Below are 14,215 nucleotides of genomic sequence, written 5' to 3' on the forward strand. Positions count from 1 at the left end.
TGGCTTTTTTTTAGTAAATTATTTTTTATGCAAGTAGTTTTTGAAAGGATGTGCCTGAATGCTATCCAAGGAAAAATTAGCTAGAATCAATGAACTGGCAAGAAAATCAAAAGAAACAGGTTTAACCGAAATAGAAGCTAAAGAGCAATCAAAGCTAAGAAGTGAGTATTTGGCAGTTTTTCGCTCGAATATGCTAGATACATTAACGAATACTAAGTTTATTGATCCATTAGGAAATGACGTAACACCAGCTAAACTTAAGGCAAGAAAAAAGAATAATCTTCATTGAATTTACTAGGAATACACCTGTTTTGTATTCCTTTTTTTTTACATATAAAAATATTTCTGTGTAAAATTAAGATTAACCGTTTTTATCAGCGGTAATTTGTTGAATAAAATTTTGTTGCACTATATTATTAAAGTTGTATTCATTTTGCTAGTGTATAGAGAAAGGATGTAATTAATGTTTAATACGATTGATGATTTATCCATTTCCACAATCCGGACGCTATCGATCGATGCTATCGAAAAAGCGAATTCAGGACATCCAGGTATGCCAATGGGGGCAGCTCCAATGGCTTACACATTATGGACCAGATTTATGAACCACAATCCAAAAAATCCTCATTGGTTTAACCGCGATCGATTTGTTTTATCTGCAGGGCATGGGTCAGCATTATTATATAGTCTGCTTCATTTATCAGGCTATAATCTATCCATGGAGGATTTAAAACAATTCCGTCAATGGGGAAGCAAAACACCAGGACACCCGGAATTTGGGCATACAGATGGGGTAGAAGCAACAACTGGCCCGCTTGGTCAGGGCATAGCAATGGCAGTTGGTATGGCAATGGCAGAAAGACACTTAGCAAGTGTTTATAACAAGGATCAATACGAACTTGTGAACCATTTTACATACAGTGTCTGCGGTGATGGGGACTTAATGGAAGGCGTTTCCGCTGAGGCAGCCTCCCTAGCTGGCCACTTAAAGTTAGGTCGTTTAGTCGTCCTTTATGATTCAAACGATATTTCTCTAGACGGTGACTTGAACAAATCATTCTCTGAAAGTGTAAAGGGGCGTTTCGAAGCATACGGATGGCAATATCTTCGTGTGGAAGATGGAAATAATCTTGAAGAAATCTCATCTGCCCTTGAAGAAGCAAGAAATGATCTCGACAGACCGACTATGATTGAAGTAAGAACGGTTATAGGCTATGGTTCTCCTAATCGTTCAGGTACTTCAGGCGTTCACGGTGCACCGCTTGGAGCAGATGAATTAAAACTGACAAAAGAGGCTTACAAATGGACCTTTGAGGAAGATTTCTTTGTTCCAGAGGGCGTTTACGAGAACTTCCACAAGTTGATTGTAGAAAATGGCGAGAAGAAGGAAAAAGAGTGGAACGAACTTTTTGAACAATACAAAAACGAGTATCCAGAACTTGCCGCACAGCTTGACCTGGCATTAAAGCATGAGCTCCCTGAAGGCTGGGATAAAGATATTCCAGTTTATAGTGAAGGAAAAGGCCTTGCAAGCCGAGCTTCATCAGCAGAAGCGTTAAATGGAATTGCTAAAAACCTGCCGATTCTAATTGGCGGTTCAGCAGACCTTGCCGGATCGAATAAAACCATGATTAAAGGAACAACCGACTATATGCCAGGTGCATATGAAGGCCGAAATATTTGGTTTGGTGTTCGTGAATTTGCGATGGGTGCTGCAATGAATGGTATTGCCCTTCATGGTGGAGTGAAAGTATTTGGAGGAACATTCTTTGTTTTCTCTGATTATCTGCGCCCAGCCATTCGTCTTGCTGCCTTAATGGGCCTTCCAGTAACATATGTATTTACACATGATAGTATTGCGGTTGGTGAAGATGGACCTACTCATGAACCTATTGAGCAGCTAGCAGCATTACGTGCGATGCCGAATCTTTCAGTAATTCGTCCAGCTGATGGTAATGAAACGGCTGCAGCATGGAAATTAGCAGTAGAATCTACTAACAAGCCAACAGCTCTAGTTTTAACCCGTCAAGACTTGCCGACATTAAAAGGAACAGACCAAAATGCATATGAGGGTGTTTCGAAAGGGGCATATGTGGTTGCTCCAACCAACAAAGAAACTCCAGATGCCTTATTACTCGCAAGCGGCTCGGAAGTGAGTCTAGCAGTGGAAGCGCAAAAGATACTAGCAGGAGAAGGTGTAGAAGTTTCTGTAGTAAGTATGCCTTCATGGGACCGATTTGAAGCTCAAACCAAGGAATATAAAGATTCTGTCCTTCCAAAGAATGTGAAAAAACGTCTTGGTATTGAAGTTGGTGCATCACTAGGCTGGCATAAATATGTTGGTGATGAAGGTGAAGTACTAGCAATTGATAAATTTGGAGCTTCTGCACCAGGTGAAAAAGTGATGGATGAATACGGCTTTAACGTTAATAATGTTGTATCTTTAGTAAAAGGACTTTTACAAAAATAGAAATGCATCACGAGGGTACGGAATTAATCCGTACTCTCTTTTTTGTGGGAGGAAAATCTGGCTGTATAGCGAATTTGTATAAATAATAGAGGATAGATTTCAATTCGACAAAATTAGTGAAAGTTTTTGCCGCCGTAAGACAAATGTTTCGTGACTTCTTTTCTATAATGAAAAAAAGAGTTGTCAGCGAAGGAGAGGTCTGTGTGAGAATATATCAGCTTTATTTAATAGAAGATGAATTTGCCGCTCATTACTTCGGACGAGAACGATTGTTTTTTCAACTTTTTCAAGAACATCAAAATGCGAACGGCGAGCTAAAATTTATTACCAAAAGACAAATTGACTATATATCCAAAAAATTAGAGGTTTTAAAGATTCATCAACTTATTCAAAAACAACTAGGAAGAACAAAGGGATTTAAAGCGGAACGTGGTGCATATACCATTGAATTAAGTGGAAAAATAAGTATGGCAAAGTTAGAAGTATTTCAAGATTTAATTACAGTTGAGGCACAAGGAAGTTATGAGGCAGAGACTGCTTTTTTTGAAGTGCTCAGAAAGTGCGAATCATCATTTCTAGCAATCGACCTTGAACATGAGCAGTTCGGCTGGCTTAAGCCCATTAAGGAAAGAAAATTTGTCTAAATAAAACGAAATATTGTCTAAATCCGTTTTATTTAGTACACTGTTGTATGGTAGACAACATGAAGGAGGAAGTTGAATGGGTATGTACATTCTAGTAGGTATACTAGCATTAGTTGCTGGTGTAGCGCTAGGATTTTTCATCGCTCGCAAATATATGATGAGCTATTTAAAGAAAAATCCACCGATTAATGAACAAATGTTAAAAACAATGATGATGCAAATGGGTATGAAGCCTTCTCAAAAGAAGATCAACCAAATGATGCAGGCAATGAACAAGCAAATGAAATAAAACGGACAAGCACTCATTTTATATGGGTGCTTTTTTCTTGGAATAAAACTTGTGTCTTAATCTTTATTATTTTACAAATATTTGTTAAAATGAAACTTCGAGAACCTAAATGTTTAATCATATTTAACTTTTAAGTGCTAAAAAGACTTCAAATGTGTTTTGGGGGCGGATTTATGAAGGTATTTCTACAATTGGGCTGGTTTTTTAAACAGGAGAAAAAGTCGTATATTTCCGGAGTTTTCCTATTGTTGCTCGTCGCATTGCTTCAGCTCGTTCCGCCAAAAGTAATTGGTTTAATCGCTGACCATGTTAACGAAGGAACGATGACAAGGGGATTGCTTATCAAGTGGATGTTAGTACTTGTCGTAACTGGGCTGGTCATGTACGTCTTAAGGTATTATTGGCGTATCATGATTTTCGGTTCGGCAGTCAAGCTAAGTAAAATTTTGAGGAATCGTTTGTATCATCACTTTACCAATATGTCCCCGGCCTTTTATCAAAAGAGCCGAATTGGAGATTTAATGGCCCATGCAACGAACGACCTGGCAGCTATTCAGCAAACGGCAGGGGCTGGGGTGCTGACATTAGTTGATTCTCTGTCAACCGGGGGCTTTGTGATTATTGCTATGGCTTTTACAATTAGCTGGAAATTAACCTTAATTTGTTTGATCCCCATGCCTTTTATGGCGTTGTTGACCAGTTGGTTTGGGACAATGCTCCATAAAAGTTTTTATAAAGCACAGGAAGCGTTTTCATCCCTTAATGACAAAACCCAAGAAAGCATTATGGGGATTAAAGTAATCAAAACGTTCGGACAGGAACAAGAAGATATCGAAGATTTCAGGAAACAATCAGAGGATGTTGTAAAAAAAAATATGCTCGTCGCAAAAATTGATTCTCTTTATGATCCGACAATTTCGATTATTACGGGCATTTCCTTCTTCTTTGCCATTGTGTTCGGGGGAAAGTATGTCCTGAACGGGGAATTGACGATCGGACAATTAATCTCATTTACTACCTATCTAGGTTTATTAATTTGGCCAATGCTCGCTTTCGGTTGGTTGTTTAACATTGTTGAACGCGGCCGTGCTTCCTATGATCGTGTTTCAGGGCTTTTAAGAGAAAAGGTGGACATTACCGATAAGGAAAACGCTTTAGAGATTGTTCCATGCGGCGACATTCAATATCGGCTGGCTGAATTTACGTATCCAGGAGAATCACGGCCTGCCCTAAAGGATATCCATTTTAACCTTACTAGAGGAGAAACACTTGGAATTGTAGGGAAGACTGGTTCGGGAAAAACAACATTATTGAAGCTATTAATTCGAGAATTTGAAGGGTACCAAGGGGAGATTCTGTTTGGAGGCGCTAGAATCCTAGACTATAAACTAAATAAATTACGGGAAGCAATTGGATATGTGCCGCAGGATCACTTTTTATTCTCCGCTAATGTAGCTGAAAACATTGCGTTCGCGAATCCAAACGCTGCAGCTCATGAGGTTGAACATGCGGCAAGGTTAGCCAATATTCATGATGATATTTTGCAGTTTACACATGGCTATAATACAGTTGTTGGGGAGCGGGGCGTTTCCCTATCCGGTGGTCAAAAGCAAAGAATTTCGATTGCCCGGGCACTCCTCTTGAATCCAGAGGTTCTAATTCTTGATGATTCTCTGTCGGCAGTTGATGCGAAAACTGAAGAGGCCATCCTTTCCTCCTTGAAACAAAACCGTGAGGGGAAAACAACCTTTATTACTTCTCACCGTCTAAGTGCCATTCAGCATGCGAACCAAATTATTGTCTTGGAGGATGGCCGGATTATTGAGAAAGGAACACATGAGGAACTGATGAAAGCAGGCGGTTGGTACAAAAAAATGTATTTACACCAGCAGCTTGAAGAACTCGTTGAGCATGGAGGATAATGAAATGGAAGAAAAAATAGAGCTTTCAGGTCGTGAGCAAAGAAAGGTTTTATTTCGTCTGCTTTCTTATACAAAGCCACATAAAAGAATGATTACTTGGGCCTTTCTCCTGCTGCTATTAACAACGATTGGGGATATTATTCTGCCGATTTTAGTTAAAATCTTTATAGATGACTACTTACAGCCCGGCAAATTGGAATTTAAGCCATTGCTTTTTCTTGGGTCCACTTATATGACCATTCAAATTGTTAAATCAGTCCTGTTATTTTTTCAGCAAGTAAAATTTCAGGAAATCGCATTATATATTATTCAGCAGTTAAGAATTGATATTTTTTCAAAAGTGCAGGCGCTTGGTTTAAAATATTTTGATAAAACGCCTGCCGGCAGTATCGTGTCACGAGTCACTAATGATACTGAAGCTATCAAAGAAATGTTTGTTACGGTTATTTCCACGTTTATTCAAAGCGGGTTTTTGCTAACAGGGATCTTCATTACCATGTTTATATTGAATGTAAAATTGGCGTTCTTTTGTGTTATTATCGTTCCAATCTTAATCTTTGTCATCGTGTTATATCGAAAAATGAGCTCCAAATTTTATCTTGATATGCGTGAAAGGCTCAGCCAGCTGAATGCGAAACTCAGCGAATCGCTTCAAGGTATGTCCATCATCCAAGTGTTCCGTCAAGAAAAACGTCTGCGTAAAGAGTTTGGTAATATAAATGAGAAACATTATGATGCCGGCATGAAAAATATCAAAATTGATGGTCTATTATTAAGACCAGCGATTGATTTAATTTATATTTTTGCATTAATTATTGTATTAAGTTATTTTGGAATAACGTCATTAACGTATTCCATTCAAATTGGGGTAATTTATGCGTTTATCAATTACCTCGATCGAGTTTTTGAACCAGTGAATCAGATGATGATGCGTCTTTCCTTGTTTCAGCAGTCGATTGTTGCTGGATCGCGAGTGTTCAAATTATTAGATGAACAGCAGCTCGCACCTTGTCAGAATGAAGAGCAGCCTCAATCCATTGCTGAGGGGAAAATTGAATTCAAGAATATAAGCTTTTCCTATGATGGGAAACGAGATGTGTTAAAAAATATTTCATTTACTGCGAATCCCGGAGAAACAGTTGCGCTCGTTGGCCATACTGGCAGCGGCAAGAGTTCAATCATTAATTTGATGATGCGCTTTTACGAATTTGAACGTGGTGATATCCTCATTGATGGACAATCGATACGCGATTTCTCAAAGAATGGACTTAGAAAGAAAATGGGCTTAGTTTTACAGGATCCATTTTTGTTCTATGGGACTGTTAAAGATAATATCCGCCTCCATAACAGCCATATGACAGATCGGGTAGTGGAAGAGGCTGCTAGGTTTGTTCAAGCCCATACCTTTATTGAACGTCTGGATGATGGTTATGATCATAAGGTGGTTGAGCGCGGTTCTACCTTTTCAAGCGGGCAGCGCCAATTGATTGCTTTCGCCAGGACAATTGCTGCCAATCCTAAAATCTTAGTTCTCGACGAGGCAACCGCTAATATTGATACTGAAACAGAAGAAGCAATTCAAACTGCTTTAGCAAACATGCGGAAAGGCAGAACTACGATTGCAATTGCTCATCGTTTATCCACGATTCAGGATGCGGAATTAATTCTTGTTTTGCATAAGGGTGAAATTGTCGAGCGTGGGACGCATCAAGAACTATTGGCACATGGCGGTTTATATCATAAAATGTTTCTCCTCCAGAATGGGGCAGCAGAGCGCCTGGAGGATGTGGTCAACTAAAGCGAAAAAGCCTGGGATTCAAAGACCAGGCTTTTATCATTTATCATGATTTGTTGTTCTGAACTTGTCCGGCTACTAATAGGATGTAGAAGGGACCCTTTTAATATATTTTCGATTATATTCATTTAATAGTTGGTCTAGCTCTTGACTACAGCGGATGGCAACGGAGGATGTTAAGCCGTTTGTATTAGCAGCTTTAATTAATTCAGCACGTTTTTTTTCGATTAGGGCAACTAATTCTGTTTTGATCACGGCCAATGTCCTTTCCGGATAGATTTCAAAACTTTGGTGTAGATAGACATAATTTGACTTTTATCGTTATTTTACTAGTATAACCTAAGATGTAAATTTTTTCAAAGGTCTTTGTGAAGAAATTATCTAAGTACTATAGGTTTTTGTTGGTCACAAAATATTCAAGTTTATTCAATATCATTCAAGTGAAAGTTTTGTTAGAATGAAAGGGTATCGACTATGGTAGGAGTGTTAATATGTCTGATGTAAATATATTTTTAGCATTAGGGGCAGGATTTTTGAGTTTTATCTCACCTTGCTGTTTACCCCTATATCCAGCGTTTTTATCTTACATAACGGGTATGTCTGTTGATGAATTAAAAACTGAAAATGCGATGCTGCAAAAACGCAGTTTGTTGCACACTATATTTTTCCTGATTGGATTTTCAGTCATTTTTATCGCAATGGGATTTGGAACATCATTTATAGGAAGTTTCTTTAGGGAATATAAGGATTTAATTCGGCAGCTTGGCGGTATTTTTATTATTTTCTTTGGTTTAGTTATAGTTGGAATTTTAAAACCTGATTTTATGATGAAGGATCGCCGCTTCGAATTTAAAAACCGTCCATCTGGTTACATCGGCTCAGCCCTAATTGGTATGGCATTTTCAGCAGGATGGACACCGTGTACAGGTCCTATTCTAGCGGTAGTCCTTACGCTTGCTGCGTCAAATCCGGGATCGGGTCTTGTTTACATGATTGCCTATGTATTAGGTTTTGCAATTCCTTTCCTAATTTTATCATTCTTTATCGGCCGGATGAAATGGATTAGAAAGCACAGCGTGAAAATCATGAAAATTGGCGGCTATATTATGATCGTGATGGGGATTGTGTTGTTCTTTGACTGGATGACAAGGATTATTTCTATCTTTCAAACGTTTTTTGGGGATTTCACTGGATTTTAATTGTTATTTCAAGGATACTAGATTGAAGGTTATTCTTTAATCTCAATTAATGGCCATTTAACAATTAGTTTAAATGGTTTTTCCTTTTTTTGTATCTAGTTCCTTGTTGGATGTAAATTTGGGAATAGAATTGAGTAAAATTTTTTCTCATTTTCACTGCTTTTACAGTATAATGAGTAACGTAAATATGTTGATAAGGGAAGAATGAATCCATGAACTATGTTGTTGTTTCTTCAATTGGTGCAGTATTAATGGGTATTTTCGCTCTGTTTGTTCGAATGAAGGCAGCGAAGAAACCAACAAGTGGAAAAAAGATCTTATTACCGCCAGTCTTTATGTCAAGCGGGGCGCTAATGTATATTGTGCCGCAGTTTAGGTTAACGCCAATGGAAATTCTTGAAGCTGTGGTTGTAGGTATGGTGTTTTCCATTTTACTAATTAAAACCTCGAAGTTTGAAATTCGTGATAATGATATTTATTTAAAACGGTCAAAGGCTTTTATTTTCATTTTAGTTGGGTTACTAGTTGTCCGTCTGGTGGCTAAGACGATCTTAAGCAGTACGATTGACTTCGGACAATTAAGCGGTATGTTCTTCCTGCTGGCCTTCAGCATGATTGTGCCATGGCGAATTGCCATGTACCGTTCATATATGAAACTATATAAAGAGCTTCATGGGATAAAGCTTGTATAAATGGGGAAACACTGATCATTTCGGTCGGTGTTTTTTGTCTTAATGTGCACATGCAGGTGAAAATTTGAGTGGGATGTTTACATAGAGAGGTTGGATGACCTTTACTCGGAGAAAAATAGACTGAGCTCGCACATTGAGGTGACGATAAGGCACAGGTATATAAAAATGCAAAACTGAATACCTAGAACTTATAAGATTTCACTTATGTCGTTCAAACGGAGAAAAAATTTGCCTTTAATTATACAAAAAACCGTCCTGAGAAAAGGACGGTTTAAAACAAATGCTCATAAGGAGTAACATCAATTTTATTCTCAAAAAGCTTTTTACGTAAAAATTTATGATCCCGTTTTGGTGTAGCCTGAATATACCCGCGGATCACTAGATCTTCCGTAATTTTAGTGGATTTTTCTTTCAAGGCAATCTCCCCAATTTTTCCGGCGATTTTATGCCTGGCCACATCGCGGAAGAGTTCAGGTACAGGGCTGACTAAATCCTCCAGCAGATCTTTTTCCTCCTGCCCCCATAAATGGCGGGATTCATTCACATAATGCTCTTCCCAATCCATTACCGATTTGCCGTCTTCCTTTGGCATCTTCTTCAAAAATTTTCGAAACATAAAATAGCCGCCAATCGCCATCATACCTGCGAGAAAGACAACCCAAAATAGAATAAACCATAAAAACCAACCATGCAGCATCAATTCTCACCTACAAAACACAAGTATTTCATCTTATAATTATAGTCTTTTTAAAGACGAAAAGACAAGTAAAGATCTGTAATAGAAAATATTGAAAAAGTTGTCGAATTATTGACAATACAGGCGTTTTTATTGATAAATACTATATTCCATTGTAATATAGGGATTGCAATAACAAATTAAACAAGTTTAAGCTTAAAAAATATACTACACGGGGCTGGATGGGGTACTGGTGTCCTCCACAGTCTTCAAAACTGCTTGAGACCTGCGTGCCAGGTCTGGTGGGTTCGATTCCCACGCAGTCCCGCCAAGTCAGTCATATCAAGGGCTTATGAGGCGTTTTTAGAATTTGAGAATAGAAGGTTTTTCTGACCTAGAAGGATACGTAAAAATTACATAAGTGGACACCAAATGGACGCATGGCCAAACTTACATATTATTTACTTAATGAGCTGCTCAAACTGCTGGGCAGCTTCTTTTTGTATGTTCTCCCAAAACGTGTGAGCAATTCAACTTTTTATAGTTTTTGGTGGAGTTACCGCCTCTGCCACATTTCTGGCTAAGAATTGTTCGGAAAATTAACTTGTGCCTGACACCAAAAGACTGACTTATCCAGAATGCCTTGAGAAATGAGAGTGTGTACCTTAAAAATACCAACCAGATAAAAGCTGTCCTGTTTAAAAAATATTGAAATTGCCAAAGCGATAAAAAAATGAATGTTTCATTCCTCCTCAGGGCGGGTAGCTAAAATAAGGACAACTAATCATAGGAGGAATTTCAATGTACGAACATGAAAAGCATTTGGTGGGAGTTTACGATACTGAACAAGCTGTTATTCAGGCGGTAGAAGATTTAAAACAACAGGGTTATGCTTCCGAAGATATTTCAGTTATCGGGAAAGACACAGACGTTGTTAAAGACATTAATGATACTACTGGTACGACAACTGAAAAAAGTGCACTTACTGGAGCTGCAACAGGTGGGGCACTTGGTGGAGTATTAGGATTGCTTGCAGGCGTAGGTGCCCTTGCTATACCAGGTATCGGACCTATTGTAGCGGCTGGGCCAATAGCTGCTACCCTGACAGGGGCGGCCGCCGGAGCAGGTGTAGGTGGCTTGGCAGGAGTTTTAATTGGACTAGGAATTCCTGAAGATGAGGCAGACCGTTACGAGGGCTATGTAAAAGAAGGTAAATTCCTTGTTGTGGTGGAACGCCGATAAAACCGTCTACGTGAAGGACGAGGGGGGATACAAGTATGAATCAAAACGATACAGACGTAACCATAAGATCAAATGATCCATACAATACTCCGGTCACTCCGTTGAATCAAACAAATACGAACTTTAGACAACAGAGAATTTTAAGGATTGAAGTGAAAAGGGTACTTGTCTCCAAACTGGAGACGGTACCCTTTTTCATTGTATCAAGTGTAGGAAACTAACTTTGTTTTCTTGAACGGAATATGACCTCCCTGCAAAACAACTCAAAAGAGTTGAACAACAAGTTAAAGAAGTTCTCTACACAATACCTCTTTGTAAAAAAACGACTCAAGATCAAGGGAATAAGTATGCTTTTACTGCATCCGTGTTTTGAAAATGGAAAATCGGGTAACTTATAAATATCGGAAAACATGGCTTTTGTTTTCCAGATTTGGCAGAAGAGGCCTCTTATAGTTTTATATACTGCCTGAGACAGGAAAGTAGATTTACAAACCAAAAAATACGAAAAAGGTGTTGACATGCTTAGACAGCTTCACCAAAATCATTTTTTGTGAATGAAAAATATCGGTTTTGTAGAATATTGTAAAATCCCGATAATAGCAAACCTGGTGAAAACCAGCGACGCAAAGCTACAGGGACTAAAGCGTTAGACGCCAAGTCAGCCAGCTGCCGAAAGATGGGAACATGAGTTAATACACCCCCGCCTTCGGTAAAAGGCGGGGGTGATTTTATTAAGAATCTATCATTTAAGGAGGTGAGACGCGTGCAATTGGTCTGCCGCGATAATGGAAAAACGATTGCCGATTCTATTGAACCTGCTGTTACGTTTTTTGCAAGATTGAAAGGTTTGATGTTCCGGCGGCAATTATCCATCGGCGGCGGTTTGTATCTGCACCCATGTAAAGCTATTCACACGTTTTTTATGAAATTTCCAATTGATGTTCTGTATTTGGACAAGGATTGGAAGGTAGTTGGATTGGAAGAACAGTTAGAATCCGGGAGAGTCGGAAAGATATTTCCAAATATAACTTCCGTCATTGAACTTAAGAGTGGAAGCATTAAGAAAAAGGGAATTCAGGAAGGACAAACCCTGGAACTATTAAAATAAAAGAATCACGATAAATGGAGGGATGATCATGAATGAAAATATTAAGGAAAAACTAAAGGAATTGTTATCAGCAGAGGAAGGACAAGGGATGACTGAATACGGGTTAATCTTAGGTTTGATTGCACTTGCGGCCGTAGGAGCTATGATCGCCTTTGGAGATAAAATCAGTGCACTGTTCGAAAAAGTTACTGGTAAATTACCTGGTGATACTACACCTCCTGAGTAAATAAAAAAGGCTCTGCGACAATTTGTTGCAGGGCTCTTTTAAAAAGAGACTACAACTGATTAGGAGATAAGTGTATGTTTCTCGATGGTTTATTACTGGCTGTGCTGGCTATTTCGGTGTACACAGATTTAAAGAGCAGAAAAATATACAATAAATTAATTTATCCTGTTTTAATCCTCGGCTTTATATTTCATCTTATACAAGGGGGATGGGAAGGGCTGGCATTTTCCATCGCCGGTTTTTTCATGGGAGCCTTCATTTTAATTATTCCATTTTTTCTTGGGGGCATCGGAGCGGGAGATGTAAAGCTTCTTGCGTTAGTCGGTGCTTTGAAAGGATGGGTATTCGTCATATATACAGGTATTTACATGTCCCTTATTGGGGGAGTAATCGCTTTATTTCTAATCCTGTTTGGAAAAGGAATGATTCAAAAACTATTTATCTATTTAGTTGGGTTAAGAAATAAACAGAATATGCCGTATGTGTTTAATCAGCAAAAAACCTATCCTTACGGGGTGGCCATTGCTGGAGGTGCAATTCTTACCCTTTTTCTCGAAGGGAGAGTGGTAGTATGGTAAAAAAATCATAAAGCTCCTTAAGAGGGAGCAGGGACAGTCACTTGTTGAATTTGCCTTGGTAGTCCCCGTTTTTCTATTTATGATGGTAGGGATGATTAACATGGGATTAGTCCTTTTTAATTATTTAAGTTTAAACATAACTGCGCAGGAAGCTTCCCGTCTGGCCGGACTGGGCAAAACCGATGCCGATATCATCCAGTATGTGCAAAGTAAATCTGCAGTCGGCCATCCGTCAGATATTAAAGTAGCCGTTTCACCGGATCTGGCCTTACGAAAATCAGGAACCTACGCAACCGTTACCTTATCTTATCCGATGGCTGACATAACGCCAATCTTTGACCAATTTCTTTCTCCGTATAACCTTACGGCAAAGTCTACCGTCCGGGTGGAGTAATAAAAGGCGGGAATTGTGGAGGAAAAGACTATGCTTCAAACGATCATCAAAGCACTAATGAAAAGAAGCCGCTTGCTAATAAGAAATGAACAGGGGCAAATCGTGGCGCTTGCTGCTTTTTCAATGGTATTCCTCATCGGAATGATTGGTCTCGTCGTGGATATTGGTTTTGTCTATAAAGCAAAAAGTGATTTAAAAAAATCAGCCACAACCGCTGCCCTGTCCGCCTCCCAAGAGCTGACGAACGGCGAACCGGCCCGTGTCCAAAGTGTCGTCAATACGGTTTTGGCATCCTACAATGAACAGTCCAGCATGGAAAATACGGAAATTGAATTAAATCAGCAGGTGCGGGTTTCCTTAACAAAAGAGGTTCCATTTGCCTTTGCTAAAATCTTCGGCATGGAAGGAACGACAATCAGGGAAACAGCGGCGGCAAAAATTTTCCCTATTGGTTCATTATATGGTGCCATTCCACTTGGTGTTGACGAATCAACCCCTATTACGTACGGACAGACGATTTCCCTAAAAGTAGGGGCGGGGGATTCTGGCAGCGGTAATTTCGGAGTTCTGGCCTTGGCGGGGACCGGAGCAAAAACGTATTTAGAAACGCTTAAATATGGTTTTGACCAGGCCCTTTCTGTTGGAGATATCGTACCAACGCAGACAGGGAATATTGCCGGCTCTACTAAGGAAGGGATTAACTATCGGATCAACCACTGCCCCAATCCAGGCGGGGATCCAACGGTTCGGGAATGTGCACGGATTCTTCCGATTATTGTTTATAAACCGTATCAATCAAGTAGCAATCAATTACAATCGATTAAGGTTACCGGATTTGCCTTTTTCTACTTACAGCAGCCAATGAATACAAATGATACAGCTGTTATTGGAACGTTTATTAAACGAGTTGATACCGGCACATTTAAAACAGGAAGCGTCGATCGAGGGGCCTATATGTCGAGGCTTGTAGAGTAGGTGAA

General features: G+C 39.2%; 17 protein-coding genes, 1 tRNA gene and 1 riboswitch. Of the genes, 16 read left to right on the top strand and 2 right to left on the bottom strand.

The window, feature by feature from the left end; genetic code table 11:
* Window positions 1-58 precede the first annotated feature (58 nt).
* The 6 genes from IE222_RS01100 (at window position 59) to IE222_RS01125 (ending at window position 7,123) form a co-directional block, all read left to right on the top strand.
* Window positions 59-289 (top strand): DUF896 domain-containing protein, encoded by a 231-nt coding sequence (locus IE222_RS01100; RefSeq protein ID WP_191268843.1) that lies wholly within the window; start codon window positions 59-61, stop codon window positions 287-289.
* Window positions 290-463: 174 nt separating this feature from the next.
* The gene (tkt, locus tag IE222_RS01105) at window positions 464-2,470 is read left to right on the top strand and encodes a transketolase (RefSeq protein ID WP_191268844.1); all 2,007 of its coding nucleotides are present in this window, start codon (window positions 464-466) and stop codon (window positions 2,468-2,470) included.
* Between the two features lie 203 nt (window positions 2,471-2,673).
* Complete coding sequence (gene sirA / locus IE222_RS01110; protein ID WP_191268846.1) at window positions 2,674-3,114, top strand: sporulation inhibitor of replication protein SirA; 441 nt, start codon at window positions 2,674-2,676, stop codon at window positions 3,112-3,114.
* 76 nt (window positions 3,115-3,190) lie between these two features.
* Entirely contained in the window at window positions 3,191-3,403 is a 213-nt protein-coding gene (locus tag IE222_RS01115) for a YneF family protein (protein WP_191268848.1), read from the top strand.
* Between the two features lie 173 nt (window positions 3,404-3,576).
* On the top strand, window positions 3,577-5,325 hold the full coding sequence (locus IE222_RS01120; RefSeq protein ID WP_191268850.1) for an ABC transporter transmembrane domain-containing protein: 1,749 nt from the start codon (window positions 3,577-3,579) through the stop codon (window positions 5,323-5,325).
* Between the two features lie 4 nt (window positions 5,326-5,329).
* The gene (locus IE222_RS01125; RefSeq protein WP_191268852.1) at window positions 5,330-7,123 is read left to right on the top strand and encodes an ABC transporter ATP-binding protein; all 1,794 of its coding nucleotides are present in this window, start codon (window positions 5,330-5,332) and stop codon (window positions 7,121-7,123) included.
* Window positions 7,124-7,198: 75 nt separating this feature from the next.
* On the opposite strand, the gene IE222_RS01130 is transcribed toward IE222_RS01125, so the two are convergent.
* Entirely contained in the window at window positions 7,199-7,375 is a 177-nt protein-coding gene (locus IE222_RS01130) for an aspartyl-phosphate phosphatase Spo0E family protein (RefSeq protein ID WP_191268854.1), read from the bottom strand.
* Between the two features lie 236 nt (window positions 7,376-7,611).
* On the opposite strand from IE222_RS01130, the gene IE222_RS01135 reads away from it, so the two are divergent.
* Window positions 7,612-8,319: a cytochrome c biogenesis CcdA family protein gene (locus IE222_RS01135; protein WP_191268856.1), complete on the top strand. Its 708-nt coding sequence runs from the start codon at window positions 7,612-7,614 to the stop codon at window positions 8,317-8,319.
* A gap of 212 nt (window positions 8,320-8,531) precedes the next feature.
* Entirely contained in the window at window positions 8,532-9,011 is a 480-nt protein-coding gene (locus IE222_RS01140; protein WP_191268858.1) for a CcdC family protein, read from the top strand.
* 271 nt (window positions 9,012-9,282) lie between these two features.
* Here IE222_RS01140 and IE222_RS01145 read toward each other — a convergent pair whose 3' ends face one another.
* Window positions 9,283-9,708, bottom strand: a complete 426-nt coding sequence (locus IE222_RS01145) for a DUF2621 domain-containing protein (RefSeq protein ID WP_191268860.1) — start codon at window positions 9,706-9,708, stop codon at window positions 9,283-9,285.
* A 213-nt stretch (window positions 9,709-9,921) separates the two neighbouring features.
* On the opposite strand from IE222_RS01145, the gene IE222_RS01150 reads away from it, so the two are divergent.
* From IE222_RS01150 to IE222_RS01185, 8 genes are all read left to right on the top strand, one after another.
* Window positions 9,922-10,018, top strand: a tRNA-Sec gene (locus IE222_RS01150).
* Between the two features lie 470 nt (window positions 10,019-10,488).
* Entirely contained in the window at window positions 10,489-10,929 is a 441-nt protein-coding gene (locus tag IE222_RS01155; protein WP_191268862.1) for a general stress protein, read from the top strand.
* A gap of 35 nt (window positions 10,930-10,964) precedes the next feature.
* Window positions 10,965-11,150 carry a hypothetical protein gene (locus tag IE222_RS01160; RefSeq protein ID WP_191268864.1) on the top strand — a complete coding sequence of 62 codons (186 nt, stop codon included), beginning with the start codon at window positions 10,965-10,967 and terminating at the stop codon, window positions 11,148-11,150.
* 367 nt (window positions 11,151-11,517) lie between these two features.
* A riboswitch (cyclic di-GMP riboswitch) is annotated at window positions 11,518-11,603 on the top strand.
* Between the two features lie 89 nt (window positions 11,604-11,692).
* Window positions 11,693-12,037: a DUF192 domain-containing protein gene (locus IE222_RS01165; protein WP_191268866.1), complete on the top strand. Its 345-nt coding sequence runs from the start codon at window positions 11,693-11,695 to the stop codon at window positions 12,035-12,037.
* 28 nt (window positions 12,038-12,065) lie between these two features.
* A complete protein-coding gene (locus IE222_RS01170; protein WP_223282534.1) occupies window positions 12,066-12,263 on the top strand; it encodes a Flp family type IVb pilin in 198 nt (65 codons plus the stop codon).
* A gap of 74 nt (window positions 12,264-12,337) precedes the next feature.
* Window positions 12,338-12,841, top strand: coding sequence for an A24 family peptidase (locus IE222_RS01175; RefSeq protein ID WP_191268868.1), 504 nt, complete (start codon window positions 12,338-12,340; stop codon window positions 12,839-12,841).
* A gap of 7 nt (window positions 12,842-12,848) precedes the next feature.
* Complete coding sequence (locus IE222_RS01180; protein ID WP_223282554.1) at window positions 12,849-13,235, top strand: TadE/TadG family type IV pilus assembly protein; 387 nt, start codon at window positions 12,849-12,851, stop codon at window positions 13,233-13,235.
* A 30-nt stretch (window positions 13,236-13,265) separates the two neighbouring features.
* Window positions 13,266-14,210, top strand: coding sequence for a pilus assembly protein TadG-related protein (locus IE222_RS01185; protein ID WP_223282535.1), 945 nt, complete (start codon window positions 13,266-13,268; stop codon window positions 14,208-14,210).
* Window positions 14,211-14,215 lie beyond the last annotated feature (5 nt).

This window comes from Neobacillus kokaensis, from assembly GCF_014656545.1.
In the GTDB taxonomy this organism is placed as follows: Bacteria; Bacillota; Bacilli; order Bacillales; family Cytobacillaceae; genus Neobacillus; species Neobacillus kokaensis.